Below are 18,862 nucleotides of genomic sequence, written 5' to 3'. Positions count from 1 at the left end.
CCGTTCCGGACGACGAATCCCGCGGTTGACGTGTTCTGGTGCGCTATTCGGCGTACTCAGGCAGCCACTGTTTCTGACGCCGCTGCCGCGCCGGCATGACCGCCGACGAGGCAATGCTTATGGGCGACGTGGTATTCGAATTCGTCCCAGTAGTGCTTGAGCATGCCGCGAACCGGCATGGCCGCTGCATCGCCGAGCGCGCAAATCGTGCGGCCCATGATGTTTTCAGCAACCGAGTTCAGCAGATCCAGATCTTCCGGACGGCCTTGCCCGTGTTCGATGCGATGCACGACGCGATACAGCCAGCCGGTACCTTCGCGGCACGGCGTGCACTGACCGCACGACTCTTCATAATAGAAATACGACAGACGCAGCAGTGAGCGCACCATGCAACGCGTCTCGTCCATCACGATGACCGCGCCGGAGCCCAACATCGAGCCAGCCTTGGCGATCGAGTCGTAGTCCATGTCGGTCTGCATCATGATGTCGCCCGGGATCACCGGCGCCGACGAGCCGCCAGGAATCACGGCCTTGATCTTCTTGCCGCCACGCATGCCGCCGGCGAGTTCCATCAGCGTCGCGAACGGCGTGCCGAGCGGAACTTCATAGTTGCCCGGACGCTCGACGTCGCCTGCGACCGAGAAAATCTTCGTGCCGCCGTTGTTCGGCTTGCCGATCTCGAGGTAATTCTGCGGACCGATCGCAAGCAGGAATGGCACCGCCGCAAACGTCTCGGTGTTGTTGATCGTGGTCGGCTTTCCATAGACGCCGAAGCTCGCCGGGAACGGCGGCTTGAAGCGCGGCTGGCCTTTTTTGCCTTCGAGCGATTCGAGCAACGCGGTTTCTTCGCCGCAAATGTAGGCGCCGTAACCGTGGTGCGCATGCAGCTCGAACGAGAAGCCCGAACCCATGATGTTGTCGCCGAGGAATCCGGCACGGCGGGCTTCATCCAGCGCCTGTTCGAAGCGCTTGTAGACTTCCCAGATTTCGCCGTGGATGTAGTTGTAGCCGACCGTAATGCCCATCGCGTACGCGCCGATGGCCATACCCTCGATCAGCGAATGCGGGTTGAAACGAAGGATATCGCGATCCTTGAACGTGCCCGGCTCGCCTTCGTCCGAATTGCAGACGAGATATTTCTGACCCGGGAACTGACGCGGCATGAAGCTCCACTTCAGGCCGGTCGGGAAACCCGCACCGCCACGGCCGCGCAAACCCGACGCCTTGACGTCGGCAATCACCTGCTCGGGCGGAATTTTTTCTTCCAGAATGCGGCGCAGCTGGGCGTAACCGCCGCGCGCCACATAGTCTTCGAGATGCCAGTTGTCGCCGTTCAGGCCGGCGAGAATCAGCGGTTTGATGTGACGATCGTGTAAAGACGTCATTTCGAAAGTTCCTCGAGCAGCTGGTCGATCTTCGCGCGGCTCATGAAGCTGCACATGCGATGGTTGTTCACCAGCATCACCGGTGCGTCGCCGCACGAACCCATGCACTCACCTTCTTTCAGGGTGAATTTACCGTCGGGGGTGGTTTCGCCGAAGTCGATGCCGAGCTTCTGCTTCAGATATTCAGCGGCACTGTCCGAGCCGCCGTCCGGGCCGAGCTGGCACGGCAGGTTCGTGCAGAGCGTGATCTTGTACTTGCCGACCGGCGAGGTCTCATACATCGTGTAGAAGGTAGCCACCTCCTGCACCGCGACCGCCGGCATGCCGAGATAGTCCGCGACGAACTGCATGAGTTCGGGCGACAGCCAGCCATGCTCTTCCTGAGCAGTAGCCAGCGCCGACATCACGGCGGACTGTTTCTGATCGGCGGGATACTTCGCGATCGCACGATCGATTTCTTTCAGGCCTTCAGCTGAGATCATTTTCAGACACGACTCTTTCAATTCCTACCGAACGAAAACCTGTCGCGCGTTGCATGTTGCGACAGACCCGGCGTTCCTTTGCTTGACGCGCGCTTCGGTGCAGACTGAAGACGCGCGCGGATGACTACGTCCTAGCGATCCACTTCGCCGAACACGATGTCCTGCGTACCGATGATCGTCACGGCGTCGGCGATCATGTGACCGCGCGCCATTTCATCGAGTGTGGACAGGTGTGCATAGCCCGGCGCGCGAATCTTCAGGCGATACGGCTTGTTCGCGCCGTCCGAGATCAGGTAGATACCGAACTCGCCCTTCGGATGTTCGACGGCGGCGTACGCCTCACCTTCCGGTACATGGAAGCCTTCCGTGAAGAGCTTAAAGTGGTGAATCAGATCTTCCATGTTCGACTTCATGCCGACACGCGACGGCGGCGCAACCTTGTGATTGTCGACCATCACCGGACCGGGATTCTTACGCAGCCACTCAATGCACTGTTTCACGATCCGCGTGGATTGGCGCATTTCTTCGACGCGCACCAGGTACCGGTCATAACAGTCGCCATTCACGCCGACCGGAATGTCGAAATCGAGCTTGTCGTACACTTCGTACGGCTGCTTCTTGCGCAGATCCCACTCGATACCCGAGCCGCGCAGCATCGCGCCGGTCATACCGAGGTTCAGCGCGCGCTCTGGCGTGACCACGCCAATCCCAACCAGACGTTGCTTCCAGATCCGGTTGTCGGTCAGCAGCGTTTCGTATTCGTCGACACACTTCGGGAAACGCGTAAAGAAATCGTCGATGAAGTCGAGCAGCGAACCCTGGCGGTTCTCGTTCATCTTCGACAATGCCTTGGCATTGCGGATCTTCGACGCCTTGTATTGCGGCATGGCGTCAGGCAGATCGCGATACACGCCACCCGGACGGTAGTACGCTGCGTGCATCCGTGCGCCGGACACCGCTTCGTACACGTCCATCAGGTCTTCGCGTTCGCGGAATGCGTACAGAAACACCGCCATCGCGCCGACGTCCAGCGCGTGTGCGCCGATCCACATCAGGTGGTTCAACACCCGTGTGATTTCGTCGAACATGACGCGGATGTACTGCGCACGCACCGGCACTTCAATGCCGAGCAGCTTTTCGATCGCCATCACGTAGCCGTGTTCGTTGACCATCATCGACACGTAGTCGAGACGGTCCATGTACGGCACGGACTGGATGAAGGTTTTGGTTTCCGCAAGCTTTTCGGTCGCGCGATGCAGCAGACCGATGTGCGGATCGGCGCGCTGGATGACTTCGCCGTCGAGCTCGAGCACGAGGCGCAACACACCGTGTGCCGCCGGATGCTGAGGGCCGAAGTTGAGCGTGTAGTTCTTGATCTCTGCCATGGCGTTCTCTTAGTGTTTCAGACCGCCATAGCGATCCTCGCGGATCACGCGCGGCGTGATTTCCCGCGGCTCGATCGTCACAGGCTGATAGACGACGCGCTTCTCTTCCGGGTCGTAACGCATTTCGACATAGCCGGAGACAGGGAAATCTTTACGGAACGGGTGACCAATGAAACCGTAGTCGGTCAGGATGCGGCGCAAGTCCGGGTGGCCTTCGAAGACGATGCCGTACAGGTCGAATGCTTCGCGCTCGTACCAGTTGGCCGAGTTCCAGACATCGACGACTGACGCGAGGATCGGCACTTCGTCGTCCGGCGCGAATACGCGCAAGCGCAGGCGCCAGTTGTTCTGCACCGACAACAAATGCAGAACGGCCGCGAAGCGCGGGCCGTCATAGCCGCCGTCGGCATAAGTTTGATAGTCGACGCCACACAGATCGACCAGTTGCTCGAAACCGAGCGAGCGGTCGTCGCGCAGACGCGTTGCCACATTGATGTAGTCGCTCGCCTTCACGACGATCGTCAACTCACCGATTGCCTCGGTGGTGCTCAACAGGAGGCCGCCAAAGGCCGCCTCGAGGTTCGCTTTCAGGGTCTCGAGTTTGCTTGCCATATTGTGGGGGAGGCGTTGGCCTTATTGACGGGCGATTGTGTTGGTGCGACGGATCTTGGCCTGCAGCTGGATCACGCCATACACCAGCGCTTCCGCCGTAGGCGGGCAACCCGGCACATAGACGTCGACCGGCACGATCCGATCGCAGCCGCGCACCACCGAATAGGAATAATGGTAGTAGCCGCCGCCGTTCGCGCACGAGCCCATCGAAATCACCCAGCGCGGCTCGGCCATCTGGTCGTAGACCTTGCGCAAAGCCGGCGCCATCTTGTTGCACAGCGTGCCGGCGACGATCATCACGTCCGACTGACGCGGACTCGGACGAAACACCACGCCGAAACGGTCAAGGTCATAACGGGCAGCGCCCGCATGCATCATCTCAACCGCGCAGCACGCGAGACCGAACGTCATCGGCCACAACGAGCCGGTGCGCGTCCAGTTGATCAGTTTGTCTGCCGTGGTGGTGACAAACCCTTCCTTCAAGACCCCTTCGATACTCATTTGCTTTCCACTCCAGACGGGGCGGCAAGCCATGGCCACCCACGCAAACCGGCGATTAATCCATCATTCCCAGTCGAGGCCGCCCTTCTTCCAGATATAGGCAAAGCCCAGCAGGAATTCGAGCAGGAAAATCATCATCGCCATGAAGCCAGTCCAGCCGATGTCGCGCAGGGCCACACCCCACGGAAACAGGAACGCGGTTTCAAGGTCGAAAATGATGAAGAGAATGGCGACGAGGTAGTAACGCACATCGAACTTCATGCGCGCATCTTCGAATGCTTCGAAGCCGCACTCGTACGGTGCGTTTTTCTCGGTATCGGGCTTGTTGGGACCGAGGATCTTGCCAATGCTGACCAGTGCTACGCCTAAACCGGTGCCCACAATAAGGAACAACAAGACGGGGAAATAGGCTGCGAGGTTCAAGACTATCCTCTATCGGTTGGTTCTGAATGCCGCCAAGAGCATAGCACTCTTGACGCGAAATCACTTCGGCAATGCACACGCCACCCAACGCAAGCCATGCGTCAGAAGTGAAAATGCCAGCCGAAGCGAAGCAAGCGGCTGGCATTTAGATAACATTTGGTGCCGACGGCGAGACTCGAACTCGCACAGCTTTCGCCACTACCCCCTCAAGATAGCGTGTCTACCAATTTCACCACGTCGGCACTAATTGCAATCCGGGAAAACAACTTATAAAACCCGCGAATCGCTTCAAGACTTAGATTGTAACTGGTCTAAACAGTTTGTTCAACGCACAAAAGCACTTTGAACGAAAAATTTATTTCGGCACATCGGTCGCCGGGACGGACGCAGCCGACGCCGGCAAGACGGCCGAACCACCTGCCGGCGCAGACGCTGCAGACGCCGCAACCGGAGCGGTCACAGCCGTGCCCAGCAAGCCTGCCGAAGGTTTTGCGCGATACGCGCCAAGGTAGGTAAGCGTCAATGTCGTTACAAAAAACACGGCTGCAAGCACGGCCGTAGTACGCGACAAAAAGTTTGCCGAACCGGTCGCGCCGAACAGACTGCCCGATGCGCCGCTACCGAAAGCAGCGCCCATATCGGCGCCTTTGCCGTGTTGCAGCAAGACGAGGCCGATGACCCCAAGTGCCGACAACAGCTGAACGACGATAATCAATGTTTTCAAATACAGCATCACACTCACCTGAGTCTTTATTTAACCGCGCCACACAAATTGTGCCGCGCGGGATTGGGTCATCCTCGCCAAGGCGCCCTGCTTAACCGGCGACGCTCGTCGCGGCCGCCGCCTTGCAGATCGCCAGGAAATCCTGGTCTTTCAACGACGCGCCGCCGATCAGGCCACCGTCGATATCCGGCTCGCGGAACAGTTCTTCCGCGTTCTCCGGCTTCACACTGCCGCCATACAACACCGGTACGTCTGCCACCGCCGCGCCCTTGGCGGCCAGACGAGCCCGCAAGAAAGCATGCACCGCCTGCGCCTGCGCCGACGTGGCGCTCTTGCCAGTACCAATTGCCCAGACCGGCTCGTACGCGACGACGATCCGTGCCGCATCGTCCGCCGACAGCGTTGCCAACACCGCATCCAGTTGCGCGCCGACCACCTGCTCCGTCGAACCGGCGTCACGCTCCTCGAGCGTTTCACCGACACAGACGATCGGGGTCAAACCCGCCTCCAGTGAACGTTGCGTCTTCACCGCCACCAGGTCCGAGCTTTCACGATGGTAAGCACGGCGCTCCGAGTGACCAACAATCGCAAGTGTGGCGCCAAAATCCACCACCATCTGCGCCGCCACTTCGCCGGTATAGGCCCCATGCGTGAATGCGGAGACGTCCTGCACGCCCCACACGACCCTGCTGCCTTCCAGCAACGACTGAGTCTGCGTGAGATAAGGGCACGGCACACAGACACCGACGCGCACATCAGCCGGCAATTCGCCCGCACCCTGCGCCACGGCCTGCAACAGCGTTGCGTTCCCGGCGAGGCGCCCGTGCATCTTCCAGTTACCGACTACCAGCTTGGCTCGTTGTTTCGACATCGTCTCGTCGTCTCGTCTTGTATTGGCGGCGGACTTGGTTTGCGCCTGTGCCCGCCTTTCGGATTCATGCGGCGTGCGCAAAACGCGCAATTTTACTGCGTGGGGTGGATCGGGTCAAACCGACCGTGTCAAGCGTCCTGACCCCAAGTCAGCACGATCTTGCCGACGTGCGTGCTGCTTTCCATCAGCGCGTGTGCTTCAGCGGCTCGCGCGGCCGGAAATACTCTGTGCACCACCGGCTTGATGCGGCCATCTTCGAGGTGCGGCCACACGTGCTCCTTCAATTGCGCCGCGATCTTCGCCTTGAACTCGATCGGCCGCGGACGCAACGTCGACCCCGTCACCGTCAAGCGGCGGCGCAGGACTTCGTTCAGATTCAGTTCCGCTTTCGCACCGCCCAGCAGAGCGATCAGCACGATGCGGCCGCCGTCGGCCAGCGCGGATAGCTCGCGGGGCACGTAGCTGCCCGCCACCATATCGAGAATCACGTCGACGCCGCGATCGTTCGTCAGCGACTTGATGACTTCGACAAAATCCTCAGTCTTGTAGTTGATCGCCCGCTCGGCGCCGAGCGCTTCGCACGCGCGGCACTTTTCGTCCGATCCAGCCGTGGCGAACACGCGAAAACCCAGTGCGTGCGCGATCTGGATCGCCGTCACACCAATGCCGCTCGAGCCGCCTTGCACCAGCAGCGTCTCGTTCGGCGCGCCCTCGCCCTTGCCGAGCTGCGCACGGTCGAATACATTGCTCCACACCGTGAAGAATGTTTCCGGCAGCGAAGCCGCTTCGACATCCGACAAGCCCGCGGGCACCGGCAAGCACTGCAACAGCGGCGCGGTCGCATATTCCGCGTAGCCGCCGCCTGCAAGCAATGCGCACACGCGGTCACCCACTTTCAGACCGAACGGATTGTTCTTCTCGTCGATGGTACCGCCGACGATCTCCCCCGCCACTTCCAGCCCCGGCAGGTCCGAAGCGCCCGGCGGCGGTGCATAGCCGCCTTTGCGCTGGAACACGTCCGGGCGATTGATGCCCGATGCCGCCACCTTGATCAGCACCTCGCCCGCTTTCGGCTGCGGCATGGGCCGCTCCGCCAGCTTGAGCACTTCCGGCGCACCAAATTCGGTGATTTCGATCGCTTTCATCTGCGTCAACTCCAAGATTGGATTGCGTTGCCTACCGTCGGAAATCGTCTGAATCGAGACAAAACGCCTCATCCAGACAGAGTACCCGTTTGCGCCGGTTCGCACCTGCCTGCGCCAGCTTGTGCCTGCCGGCAACGCAATCCACCCTGCACCCTTCATGAAAAACGGCCGGCACGCATTCGCGCTGCCGGCCGTCGCCCTGCTACCGCATTACTGCGGCGCGGATTCGCCTTGCGGCGCGCCGTTCGGGGCGTCGTTCAGCAACGCCTTGGCCGACAGACGCACGCGGCCCTTTTCGTCCGTCTGAATGACCTTGACCTTCACTTGCTGGCCGTCCTTCAGGTAGTCGTTGATGTCCTTGATACGCTCGTTGGCGATTTCGGAGATGTGCAGCAGACCATCCTTGCCCGGCAGGATGTTCACAATCGCGCCGAAATCGAGCAGCTTGAGCACGGTGCCTTCATACACCTGACCCACTTCGACTTCCAGCGTGATGTTCTCGATACGCTTCTTCGCTTCGGCCATCCCTTCGCTGCTCGTGCTCGCGATGGTGACGACGCCGTCGTCCGAAATATCGATCGTCGTGCCGGTTTCTTCCGTCAGCGCGCGGATCACCGAACCACCCTTGCCGATCACGTCGCGGATCTTTTCCGGATTAATCTTGATGGTGATCATGCGCGGTGCGTAGTCCGACAAAACCGTGTTCGCGCCCGACACCGCCGAGGTCATCTTGCCGAGGATGTGCAGACGGCCTTCCTTCGCTTGCGCGAGGGCGACCTGCATGATTTCCTTCGTGATGCCCTGGATCTTGATGTCCATCTGCAGCGCGGTCACGCCCTGCTCGGTACCCGCCACCTTGAAGTCCATGTCGCCGAGGTGATCTTCGTCGCCGAGGATGTCGGTCAGGACCGCAAACTTGTTGCCTTCGAGGATCAGGCCCATTGCGATGCCGGCGACGTGCGCCTTCATCGGCACGCCGGCGTCCATCAGTGCGAGGCAGCCGCCGCACACCGAGGCCATCGACGACGAACCGTTCGATTCGGTGATTTCCGACACGACGCGGATCGAGTAGCCGAATTCGTCGGCGCTCGGCAGGCACGCGGCCAGCGCGCGCTTGGCCAGACGGCCGTGACCGATTTCACGGCGCTTCGGCGAACCGACGCGGCCCGTTTCGCCGGTCGCGAACGGAGGCATGTTGTAGTGGAGCATGAAGCGTTCGCGGTACTCGCCTTCGAGCGCGTCGATGTTCTGCTCGTCGCCCTTCGTGCCGAGCGTTGCGACCACCATGGCTTGCGTTTCGCCGCGCGTGAACAGCGCCGAGCCGTGCGTACGCGGCAGCACGCCGGTACGGATTTCGATCGGGCGCACGGTGCGCGTGTCGCGGCCGTCGATACGCGGCTCGCCGTTCAGGATCTGCGAACGGACGATCTTCGCTTCAATGTCGAACAGCACATTGCCGACGCTCGCCTTGTCTGCCGCAACCGTGCCGGCTGCCGCCGCTTCTTCTTCCAGCTTGGCCGACGTCGCCGCGTAGACTTCCTTCAGCTTGGCCGAGCGAGCCTGCTTGTCGCGAATCTGATACGCGGCGAGCAGGTCGGCTTGCGCCAGTTCCGTCACGCGGGCGATCAGCGGCTCGTTCTTCGCCGCCGGCTGCCAATCCCATTCCGGCTTGCCGCCTTCGGCGACCAGTTCGTGGATCGCGTTGATCGCGATCTGCATTTGATCGTGGCCAAACACCACGGCGCCGAGCATCACTTCTTCGCTCAGTTGCTGCGCTTCCGATTCCACCATCAGCACCGCGCGTTCCGTACCGGCGACAATCAGGTCGAGCGCCGATTCCTTCATTTGCGGACGCGTCGGGTTCAACACGTATTCGTTGTTGATGTAGGCCACGCGTGCTGCGCCGACCGGGCCGTTGAACGGCAGGCCGGACACGGCGAGCGCCGCCGACGCGCCGATCAGCGCGGGGATGTCAGCGGGGATTTCGGGGTTCAACGACAGGACGTGGATCACGACCTGAACTTCGTTGTAGAAGCCTTCCGGGAACAGCGGGCGCAGCGGACGGTCGATCAGGCGTGAGATCAGCGTCTCGCCTTCCGAAGGACGGCCTTCGCGGCGGAAGAAACCGCCGGGGATCTTGCCTGCGGCGTAGGTCTTTTCGAGGTAATCGACGGTCAGCGGGAAGAAGTCCTGGCCCGGCTTGGCAGTCTTGGCGCCGACCACGGTAGCCAGCACGACGGTGTCTTCGACGTCGACGATCACCGCACCGCTCGCCTGGCGAGCGATTTCGCCCGTTTCGAGGCGAACGTTGTGTTGTCCCCACTTAAATTCTTTGACGATCTTGTTGAACATAGTCATTTCTTTTCCTCATCGTTATGCCGCGCGGACCAGAAGCGGCGCGGCAACGCCAGGACCGGCGCCACATGGGAAGAGTAGTGTTATGCCATTCCAGAGAACCACGCTCTACGTGATGTACGCGCGCGAACCGCTGGAATGACACAAAGCTCCGCCCTGAAGCCCGGCCGTATTTCTACTTTTTACTGCTATTTCCCTGCTGGCCGCCACATGAATCGTCACGCTGGCGCGGCCGGCAGGCGGTGCGCATCACATGAAGCGCACCGTGCAAAAACAAAATGCCTGTATCAGTGGAACTGACACAGGCATCTTGCTGAACGACTGGCCGATTACTTACGCAGACCCAGCTTCTCGATCAGTGCGCGGTAACGATCCGCGTCCTTACCCTTCAGGTAGTCGAGCAGCTTACGACGGCGGCTCACCATGCGCAGCAGACCGCGGCGGCTGTGGTGATCCTTCGTGTGAGCCTTGAAGTGAACGGTCAGTTCGTTGATGCGGGTCGTGAGCAGCGCGACCTGAACTTCGGGGGAGCCCGTGTCGTTAGCTGCGCGTGCGAATTGCGCAACGACGTCGGACTTCTTGCTTGTTTCAACTGCGGACATGTCGATTTCCTTGAGAACTAGACAGGCGGTCACGGAAGAAAGGCCGTGCCGTGGGTTACCCGTGTGTGCAATCCGTGCAATTCATAGAATCTTTGCAAGCATGCCTCACAACGGGACCCGTATTGTAGCACAGCCCAATCCGGCCGCGAACCCTGCTGTACCGGGCGGGATCGGGGGCAACCCACGCCGGCCGGGGACGCCTTACGGCCGCTTCATCTTGCAGACGGTCGCCGGCACCGTGCGCTCGGGCGGCAACGCCAGCACCGTGCGGAAACCGTAGCCTGAACCTTCGTTGTCGAACTTCACACCCGGCGTACCGGCCTTGTCCATCTCCATCACGTAAAGGGGCTGGATCAGCTGATGGTCGTCGGGCCGCATCCACGACGCATGAAAGCCGTTGTCGAACTTGATTCCCTCCAAAGCGCGGGCGACGGCGGTCGGGTCGGCACTCCCGGCGCGATTCATTGCCGCGGCGAGCGTTTCGATCATCAACACCATGCGCAGCACCGGGTAGTCGTCCTGGGCAGCCGGAAAACGCGCCCGGAAGGCCGCATACCATGCATCCGAGGCCGCTCCACCGGCATTCGGATGCCAGTCGGCCACCGCGACCACATGTTTGACGCCGGCATCGCCCAGTGCGGCCGGCGCGCCAAGGCTATTGCCGTAGAACGTGTAGAACCGCGTGTCCAGGCCCTGCTCCCGCGCCGCTTTGACGAGCAGCGTCAGATCGTTGCCCCAGTTGCCGGTGATCACCGCGTCGGCGCCGCTCGCACGGATCTTCGCGATGTACGGCGCGAAGTCCTTCACGCGGCCAATCGGATGGAACTCGTCACCGACCACGGCGATGTCCGGGCGCTTCGCGGCGAGCGCAGACCGCGCCAGACTGCTGACATCGTGGCCGAAGCTGTAGTCCTGGTTCAGCAGATAGACTTTCTTCACCGCCTTGTCGCGCTGGATCACGTCGGCCAGCGCATCCATGCGCATGCCCGCGTGCGCGTCGAAGCGGAAGTGCCAGAAACTGCAATTGGCGTTGGTCAGTGCGGGATCGTCGGCGGAATAGTTGAGGAACAGTTCGCGGTTGTCCGGCTCGCGGCTGTTCTGCTTGTCGATCGCGCCGATCAGCGCGGCCGCCACGGCTGAACTGTTGCCCTGCATGATGTAACCGATGTGCCGGTCCGCGGCGGCGCGCAGTTGCACCAGCGCTTCTTCCGTGCTGCCTTTGCTGTCGAGCACGACCAGTTCGAGCGGATGTGCGCCGTCGGCGAGTTTCACACCACCTTGCGCATTCACCTGTTCGACGCCGAAGCGCAGATTGCGCTCCACCGCCGCGCCTGCATTCGCGAACGGGCCGGACATGCCTTCGATCAGCGCCAGCTGGATCGGCGTACCCGTGGGCTTATTGACCGGCTTACCTGCCGGACCCGACGCCGCCTCCCCTGCGGCGTGACCCGCCACGGTCATCGAAATCGCCGCCAGCGCGACGACTGCCGCTGCTGCCGCCCGTTGCCACTTCGCCATCGTCATTGCCCCGCTTGATTCGTCGAAGCGCGGATCATAGGGCGTTCCAGACGGAATAAGCAAGCCGGCGAATTCGTTATTGTGTATCCAGCGACACCTCGCACGAAGCGCAGATCTTTTGCCTTCGCCCGTGTCAAAATAATGCGTCTCGATGATAAAAACCGCCAATCAAACGCCATCGGAGGAATTCATGTTCAACCGCCACCCATTCACGGCGGCCTCGATCGAAGCGCAGTCCGCCACACCTCTGCGCCGCGCCGCGCTCGTCTGCCTGAGCGCGCTCGCGCTCACGGTTGCGCTCGCCGGCTGCGCCCAACCCTGGCAGCAATACACCCAGGGCGCGGACGCATCCACCATCATCGCCCGCCTCGGCGCACCGCGTGAAAGCTACGACCTGCCCAACGGCGGCAAGCGGCTGATGTGGCCGACCCAGCCAATGGGCGAAACCACCACCGCTGCCGATATCGACGCATCCGGCAAGATCGTCTCGGTACGCCAGGTGCTTCAGCCTAACGAGTTCTACCGCGCGGAAATCGGCAAGTGGACGAAGAGCGACGTGCTGGTGAACTTTGGCCGTCCGGTCGAAACCTCGTACTTCCCGCTGATGAAGCGTGAGGTCTGGACGTATCGCTATCTGGAAGACAACGTCTGGTACATGATGTACAGCTTCTATTTCGACGATCAGGGCATTGTGCGTCTCACGCAGAAGACACCTGACCCGCTGCACGATCCGGATCGCCGCAACCTGTTCTGAGCATCCGCTCGAACCCATTGCCCATGAATCCGCGAAGCCGCCTCCTCAGGCGGCTTTTTTTATTTATGTCGCATGACAGCGAATTTTATTTCGCGCACGGCGGATTTATTTTTTGATAGAAAGGTTTTCGTAAGCATTGATTCGGTGCTGACTGCGCTTGCCGTGGTCCGCACGCCGTGAATCCGGCCATGAATCGATGCGCCCACTTACGGAGCCGCTCTCGATGAACCGTCCGAAACGTCTGCTAGTCGCCAATGTCGCATGGGCGCACGAAACCGCTGCGCGCAACCCGGAATTTTTCCGTGATCTCGCGCGAGGCCAAAATCCGCACGTGCTGTGGGTCGGCTGCTCGGACAGCCGTGTGCCCGCGGAAACCATCACGCATTGCGAGCCGGGCGATCTGTTCGTTCACCGCAACATCGCCAATCTCTTTCATCCCGACGACGACAACTCCGTCAGCGTCCTCGAATATGCCGTGCGGGTACTTAAGGTGGGGCACGTAATCGTCTGCGGTCACTATGGCTGCGGCGGCGTGCGCGCCGCCCTGCTGCCGCCGGAACCCACACTGCCACACGTCAATCGCCGGATCGCGCCGTTATGCGCGTTAGCAAAAGCACATAGCGACGAGCTCAGGAGTCATGCGAGCCAGCAGGCGCGGGTTAATCACCTCGCAGAGCTCAACGTGCTCGAACAGGTGCGCCAGTTACGCGCAAGTCCGATCGTACGGGACGCCGACCCCGCACCGCTCGTTCACGGCTGGATCTTCGCGCTTGAGGACGGCCGCATCAAGGTGCTCACGTCCGGCTATGAAGCCGACGACGCGATGACCTGCGCGACAGCCGCCCATAGCGCCGCTTGATGCGCGACTTTTATCGCGGACGGCCCTCGGTTTGAGTCGCGCCGCCTACGCAACTCCCACCACTACTGCACCGACTCCATGAACCTTCGAGCTTTCTTTTCCACGTTTCAGCGCGATCTACTGGCCGGCACCGTTGTTTTTCTGGTGGCGTTGCCGCTGTGTCTGGGTATCGCGAACGCTTCGGGCGTCGAGCCATTCGCCGGGCTTGTGTCGGGCATCGTCGGCGGTCTGGTGGTGGCCGTGCTGAGCGGTTCGCGCCTGAGCGTCAGTGGACCGGCGGCGGGCCTCGTCGTGATCGTCGTCGACGGAATCGCGCAACTTGGCAGTTTCCCGGCATTCCTGCTCGCAGTGCTGCTGTCCGGCGCGATTCAGTTCGGCTTCGGGATGTTGAAGGCCGGCAGATTCGCGGCCTATGTGCCGTCGCCGGTCATCAAAGGCATGCTTGCGGCGATCGGCGTGCTGCTGATCGTCAAACAATTCCCGCTCGCGCTCGGGCTGTTCAGCGCGAGTGCGCCGGCCGGCAGCGTAACGACCCCGTTCGGCTCGATATCGCCTGCGGCCTGCGTCATCACGTTGCTGTCGCTAGCGATTCTGGTGGGCTGGGAAACCCGCGCGCTGCGCCGCTTCAGACTCGTGCGCCTCGTCCCCGCGCCGCTCGCCGTGGTTCTGCTGGGGATCGGCGCCACGCTGCTACTCGGCCTGCTCGCCCCGTCGTTTGCGCCGCCTGCCGAGCATCGCGTCGCGCTGCCTTCGATCGAATCCTTCGGCGCGTTGCGGCTCGCTCTCGAATGGGCCGACTTCGGGCCGCACTTCGCACAACTCGTCAACCCCGATGTCTGGCGCGTCGCCATCACGCTGGCGATCGTCGCCAGTCTCGAAACGCTGTTGAGCCTCGAAGCCGTCGAGCAGATCGACCCTGCCCGACGCGCCGCGCCGCCGGATCGCGAATTGAAGGCGCAGGGCGTGGGTAATCTGATCGCCGGCGCGATCGGTGGCTTGCCGATCACCTCGGTTATTGTGCGCAGTTCCGCGAACGTGCACGCGGGCGCCCAGAGCCGGCTCTCCGCAATCATTCATGGCGTGTTGCTGCTGGTCAGCATCTTCCTGCTCACCAGCATCATCAACCTGATTCCGCTTGCCTGCCTCGCGGCCATTCTCATCTTTACCGGTGTCAAGCTCGCCAAGCCATCGTTGTTCGTCGGCATCGCGAGGCAAGGTTTTGCGCCGTTTGCACCGTTCATCGTCACGCTGGTCGGCGTGCTCGCCACCGATCTGCTGATCGGCATCGTGCTCGGCGTTCTGTGCAGCGTGTTGCTCGCGTTGTATGAGAATCTGCGCAGCCCGATCGTACTCGCGCAGCATGGCGATCACTATCTGCTGTCGTTTCGCAAGGACGTGTCGTTTCTCGGCAAGGTGCCGCTCAAGCACTATCTGCAACAGATTCCCGACGGCGCGACCCTGATCGTCGACGCAACGCGCGCCGACTTCGTCGATCACGATGTGCGTGAACTGCTGGACACGTTTGTCGCCGACGCACCGCGCCGCGAGATCGTGGTTGATGTGCGGCATCAGGTGCAGGCACAGGCACGCGCGGCGCGTGGTTGGTCGATGCGGCGCGCGGCGACGGAGTAGCCTGAGTCAAGGTAATGCGATTGCAAGCGCCGCAAAAAAAGAAACCCCGTGCCGTTCAGGACACAGGGTTTCTTGTCACCTTCTTGTCAATCTGGTTCAGCAAAGCGCGCAACCAGGAGCACGCCTGCGGCCATCACTCCGAGCGTTGCGGATTCAATTTATCGACGTTCGAATACAGCTTGTTGAGCGCCGAAATATAAGCCTTCGCGGAAGCCGCGACGATATCCGGATCGGTGCCCACGCCATTGACGATCCGCCCGCTCTTCGACAAGCGCACGGTCACTTCGCCCTGCGCCTGCGTACCGGTCGTGATGGCATTCACCGAATAAAGCAGCAGTTCCGACCCACTGCCCACTTCCGTTTCAATCGCATTGAGCGTCGCATCCACGGGACCGTTGCCGCGCGCTTCTCCGGTGACTTCCTTGCCTTCGACCGAGAACACAATCTTCGCGTGCGGCTGCTCGCCGGTCTCCGAATGCTGCGCCAGCGACAGGAACTTGTAGTGCTCTTTCTCCTGCGCCTCGGCCGACTCCTCGGTGACGATCGCAATAATGTCTTCGTCGAAGATTTCCGACTTGCGGTCCGCCAGTTCCTTGAAGCGTGCGAACGCGGTATTCAACTCGCCTTCGCTATCGAGCGCGATACCCAGTTCCTGCAGACGTTGCTTGAACGCATTGCGGCCCGACAACTTGCCCAGCACGATCTTGTTCGCGCTCCAGCCCACATCTTCGGCACGCATGATTTCGTACGTGTCGCGCGCCTTCAGCACGCCATCCTGGTGAATACCGGATGCGTGCGCAAATGCGTTCGCGCCAACCACCGCCTTGTTCGGCTGCACAACGAAACCGGTGATCTGCGACACCAGCTTCGAAGCCGGCACGATCTGCGTCGTGTCGAGTCCGATATCGAGGCCGAAGTAATCCTTGCGGGTCTTCACCGCCATCACGATTTCTTCGAGCGACGTATTACCCGCGCGCTCGCCGAGCCCGTTGATCGTGCACTCGACCTGACGCGCACCGCCAATCTGCACGCCGGCCAGCGAGTTCGCCACGGCCATGCCAAGGTCGTTATGGCAATGCACCGAGAACACGGCCTTATGCGAGTTCGGAATCCGCTCACGCAGCGTCTTCACGAGCTGGCCGTACAACTCCGGCACGCCATAGCCCACCGTGTCCGCGATGTTGATGGTGGTGGCGCCCTCGGCGATCACCGCTTCCAGCACCCGGCACAGGAAATCCATATCCGAGCGGCTGCCGTCTTCCGGCGAAAACTCGACGTCGTCCGTGAATTTGCGGGCGAAACGCACCGCCAGCTTCGCCTGCTCGAACACCTGATCCGGCGTCATGCGCAGCTTCTTTTCCATATGCAGCGGCGACGTTGCGATGAACGTATGGATGCGGAAATGATCGGCCGGTTTGAGTGCGTCGGCAGCGCGTTGAATGTCTTTATCGTTGGCACGGGCGAGCGAGCAGATCGTGCTGTCCTTGATCAGGCCCGCGATCGTCTGGATCGAATCGAAGTCGCCGTTCGAGCTGGCCGCGAAGCCCGCTTCGATCACGTCCACTTTCATCCGTTCGAGTTGCTTGGCGATACGGATTTTTTCTTCTTTCGTCATCGACGCGCCGGGCGATTGCTCGCCGTCGCGCAAGGTGGTGTCGAATATGATCAGTTTGTCGGACATGTCGGGTCTCCTGGGGAGTCGTTCAATTGCGGGGATCGGATTCTGGAATTTTGGGGTTTGCGCCACCGTTGGCGACGCTATAAACCACAGACGAGGCAGACGGAGGGCAAAAAGCTCGGCGATCAACGCGGTAGACGCGCCGCACTGGCGCGCCTGGCTGCGCACCGGCTTGTTGAGGCTCGCGTCGCGGCTCAAACGGGAACGCGAACGCATCTCTCAAACGACTATAGCGGCATTCCCCTCATCGTGCAATTGGCGTCAGACCTGCCTGCCGCGCGCCGTGGGACGGGCTCCAAAACGAAAAACGGCAGCCTCGAAAGGCTGCCGTTTTCTTGTGTCGCTTTCATGCACCGGTTGAGCGCTTTACCTGTCCCGTGCCACGGACCGAGCCGGGTTCGCTCTGCCCCGCAGCGCCTGATAGCCCCAGAACACATAGCCCGACAGACCGTACAGCACGAACAGGCCAAACAGCATCAGCGGCGGATCGGACGACACCAGCACGAACGCCACGACCACCAGCAAAATCACGCCGAACGGCACGCGGTGCCGCACGTCGAGCGCCTTGCCGCTATAAAAAGGCGCGTTCGACACCATCGTCACACCGGCATAAATGGTCAGTACGAAGGCGACCCACGGCAGCCACACCAGCTTGAGCGGCACGCGGTTGTCGGTGGCGAGCCACACGAAACCGGCGATCAGCGCCGCAGCCGCCGGACTCGGCATGCCCTGGAAGAAACGCTTGTCGACCACGCCGATGTTCGTGTTGAAGCGCGCCAGACGCAGCGCCGCCCCCGAACAGTAAACGAACGCGGCAAGCCAGCCCCAGCGGCCGAGATCCTTCAGAATCCACTCGTACATCACGAGCGCCGGCGCCACGCCGAACGACACCATGTCCGAGAGGCTGTCGAACTGCTCGCCGAACGCACTCTGCGTATGGGTCATACGGGCGACGCGGCCGTCCATGCCGTCCAGCACCATTGCCACGAAGATCGCGATCGCCGCGATTTCGAAGCGCACGTTCATCGCCTGCACCACGGCGAAGAAGCCGCAGAAAAGCGCGGCGGTGGTGAACGCGTTCGGCAGCAGATAAATGCCGCGCTTTCTCAAGAACTGCTGACGCTGCGCGCGCCGGCTATCGACTGCCGGCGATTCCGTCACGATCGGCTTGTTACGGCGGAATGGACGCGGCAGCGGTCCACTGTTACGGGGTCGACGCGGTTTGAATGCGGCCATTCGGAAAACCTCCTTGGTGCCGCTTTATAGTTCAGCGAGGATCGTGGACGACGCGGAAACCTTCTCGCCGATCGACACACGCGGACGGCTGCCCACCGGCAGATACACGTCGACGCGCGAGCCAAACCGGATAAATCCATAGCGTTGACCACGCGTGAGCGGCTCTCCGGCTCGCACGTAGCAAAGAATCCGCCGTGCAATCAGGCCGGCGATCTGCACCGAGGTCACCGTCTGCCCGCCGGCCATCTGGATCACCACCGCGTTGCGCTCGTTTTCGGTCGAAGCCTTGTCCACGGCGGCGTTCAGGTACGCACCCGGGAAATATTCGACCTTGGAGATCGCGCCGTCTACCGGCGAGCGTTGCGAATGCACGTTGAAGACGTTCATGAACACGCTGATTTTCAGCGCTTCACGGTTGGCATACGGGTCATGCGCTGTTTCGACCGCGACGATACGACCGTCTGCCGGGCACAGCACGGCATTGGCCTGAGTCGGAATCGGGCGCGCCGGATCGCGGAAGAACTGCACCACGAAGGCCAGAAGCAGCCAGAACAGCCATGCCAAGCCGAACCCCGCGAAGAATTGAACCAGTAATGCTACGACGGCTGCGATGGCGATGAACGGCCAGCCTTCTCGCGCGATGATCGGATGAGGGTAATTCATGGATGGCTTCAGTATTTTTGGAGGGTAGCCCCCCTTC

General features: G+C 61.4%; 18 protein-coding genes and 1 tRNA gene. 3 read left to right on the top strand and 16 right to left on the bottom strand.

The features are described 5' to 3' along the window. Window positions 1-56 precede the first annotated feature (56 nt). The 13 genes from nuoF to HWX91_RS23065 all read right to left on the bottom strand — a co-directional run bounded on the left by nuoF (window position 57) and on the right by HWX91_RS23065 (window position 12,009). Window positions 57-1,385 carry an NADH-quinone oxidoreductase subunit NuoF gene (gene nuoF, locus HWX91_RS23125; RefSeq protein ID WP_028196944.1) on the bottom strand — a complete coding sequence of 443 codons (1,329 nt, stop codon included), beginning with the start codon at window positions 1,383-1,385 and terminating at the stop codon, window positions 57-59. Continuing rightward, on the bottom strand, window positions 1,382-1,867 hold the full coding sequence (gene nuoE / locus HWX91_RS23120; RefSeq protein ID WP_007175612.1) for an NADH-quinone oxidoreductase subunit NuoE: 486 nt from the start codon (window positions 1,865-1,867) through the stop codon (window positions 1,382-1,384). Before nuoE ends, nuoF begins: the two co-directional genes overlap by 4 nt. 131 nt (window positions 1,868-1,998) lie before the next feature. Beyond that, window positions 1,999-3,252, bottom strand: coding sequence for an NADH-quinone oxidoreductase subunit D (locus HWX91_RS23115; protein ID WP_025496702.1), 1,254 nt, complete (start codon window positions 3,250-3,252; stop codon window positions 1,999-2,001). 9 nt (window positions 3,253-3,261) lie between these two features. After that, window positions 3,262-3,864 carry an NADH-quinone oxidoreductase subunit C gene (locus tag HWX91_RS23110; protein WP_025496703.1) on the bottom strand — a complete coding sequence of 201 codons (603 nt, stop codon included), beginning with the start codon at window positions 3,862-3,864 and terminating at the stop codon, window positions 3,262-3,264. A gap of 21 nt (window positions 3,865-3,885) precedes the next feature. Beyond that, on the bottom strand, window positions 3,886-4,365 hold the full coding sequence (locus tag HWX91_RS23105) for a NuoB/complex I 20 kDa subunit family protein (protein ID WP_006052903.1): 480 nt from the start codon (window positions 4,363-4,365) through the stop codon (window positions 3,886-3,888). A 63-nt stretch (window positions 4,366-4,428) separates the two neighbouring features. Next, window positions 4,429-4,788 (bottom strand): NADH-quinone oxidoreductase subunit A, encoded by a 360-nt coding sequence (locus tag HWX91_RS23100; RefSeq protein WP_025496704.1) that lies wholly within the window; start codon window positions 4,786-4,788, stop codon window positions 4,429-4,431. 157 nt (window positions 4,789-4,945) lie between these two features. Then, a tRNA-Leu gene (locus HWX91_RS23095) sits at window positions 4,946-5,030 on the bottom strand. Between the two features lie 113 nt (window positions 5,031-5,143). Continuing rightward, on the bottom strand, window positions 5,144-5,521 hold the full coding sequence (secG, locus tag HWX91_RS23090; protein ID WP_025496077.1) for a preprotein translocase subunit SecG: 378 nt from the start codon (window positions 5,519-5,521) through the stop codon (window positions 5,144-5,146). Between the two features lie 82 nt (window positions 5,522-5,603). Next, complete coding sequence (gene tpiA, locus HWX91_RS23085) at window positions 5,604-6,383, bottom strand: triose-phosphate isomerase (RefSeq protein ID WP_025496078.1); 780 nt, start codon at window positions 6,381-6,383, stop codon at window positions 5,604-5,606. A 128-nt stretch (window positions 6,384-6,511) separates the two neighbouring features. Continuing rightward, window positions 6,512-7,528, bottom strand: coding sequence for an NAD(P)H-quinone oxidoreductase (locus tag HWX91_RS23080; protein ID WP_025496079.1), 1,017 nt, complete (start codon window positions 7,526-7,528; stop codon window positions 6,512-6,514). A gap of 210 nt (window positions 7,529-7,738) precedes the next feature. Continuing rightward, complete coding sequence (pnp, locus tag HWX91_RS23075) at window positions 7,739-9,886, bottom strand: polyribonucleotide nucleotidyltransferase (RefSeq protein WP_028196943.1); 2,148 nt, start codon at window positions 9,884-9,886, stop codon at window positions 7,739-7,741. 326 nt (window positions 9,887-10,212) lie between these two features. Next, window positions 10,213-10,485 (bottom strand): 30S ribosomal protein S15, encoded by a 273-nt coding sequence (gene rpsO, locus HWX91_RS23070; protein ID WP_025496081.1) that lies wholly within the window; start codon window positions 10,483-10,485, stop codon window positions 10,213-10,215. 201 nt (window positions 10,486-10,686) lie between these two features. Beyond that, window positions 10,687-12,009 carry a branched-chain amino acid ABC transporter substrate-binding protein gene (locus HWX91_RS23065; protein ID WP_028196942.1) on the bottom strand — a complete coding sequence of 441 codons (1,323 nt, stop codon included), beginning with the start codon at window positions 12,007-12,009 and terminating at the stop codon, window positions 10,687-10,689. Window positions 12,010-12,193: 184 nt separating this feature from the next. Here HWX91_RS23065 and HWX91_RS23060 point away from each other — a divergent pair, with 184 nt between their 5' ends. From HWX91_RS23060 to HWX91_RS23050, 3 genes are all read left to right on the top strand, one after another. Then, a complete protein-coding gene (locus HWX91_RS23060) occupies window positions 12,194-12,757 on the top strand; it encodes a hypothetical protein (RefSeq protein ID WP_025496083.1) in 564 nt (187 codons plus the stop codon). A gap of 223 nt (window positions 12,758-12,980) precedes the next feature. Further along, complete coding sequence (locus tag HWX91_RS23055) at window positions 12,981-13,616, top strand: carbonic anhydrase (RefSeq protein ID WP_028196941.1); 636 nt, start codon at window positions 12,981-12,983, stop codon at window positions 13,614-13,616. Window positions 13,617-13,694: 78 nt separating this feature from the next. Further along, window positions 13,695-15,248: a SulP family inorganic anion transporter gene (locus HWX91_RS23050; RefSeq protein WP_028196940.1), complete on the top strand. Its 1,554-nt coding sequence runs from the start codon at window positions 13,695-13,697 to the stop codon at window positions 15,246-15,248. A gap of 133 nt (window positions 15,249-15,381) precedes the next feature. Here the strand turns inward: HWX91_RS23050 and HWX91_RS23045 are convergent, their stop codons facing one another. The 3 genes from HWX91_RS23045 to HWX91_RS23035 all read right to left on the bottom strand — a co-directional run bounded on the left by HWX91_RS23045 (window position 15,382) and on the right by HWX91_RS23035 (window position 18,825). Next, window positions 15,382-16,929, bottom strand: a complete 1,548-nt coding sequence (locus HWX91_RS23045) for a 2-isopropylmalate synthase (RefSeq protein WP_028196939.1) — start codon at window positions 16,927-16,929, stop codon at window positions 15,382-15,384. Window positions 16,930-17,292: 363 nt separating this feature from the next. Further along, window positions 17,293-18,162 carry a CDP-diacylglycerol--serine O-phosphatidyltransferase gene (gene pssA, locus HWX91_RS23040; RefSeq protein ID WP_025496087.1) on the bottom strand — a complete coding sequence of 290 codons (870 nt, stop codon included), beginning with the start codon at window positions 18,160-18,162 and terminating at the stop codon, window positions 17,293-17,295. Window positions 18,163-18,186: 24 nt separating this feature from the next. Continuing rightward, window positions 18,187-18,825, bottom strand: coding sequence for a phosphatidylserine decarboxylase (locus HWX91_RS23035; RefSeq protein ID WP_025496088.1), 639 nt, complete (start codon window positions 18,823-18,825; stop codon window positions 18,187-18,189). Window positions 18,826-18,862: the final 37 nt, after the last annotated feature.

The organism is Paraburkholderia fungorum (assembly GCF_902833645.1).
GTDB classification, from domain to species: Bacteria; Pseudomonadota; Gammaproteobacteria; order Burkholderiales; family Burkholderiaceae; genus Paraburkholderia; species Paraburkholderia fungorum.
Note: the sequence above shows the minus strand (reverse complement) of the source record. Positions and strands in the feature narration are given on the sequence as shown.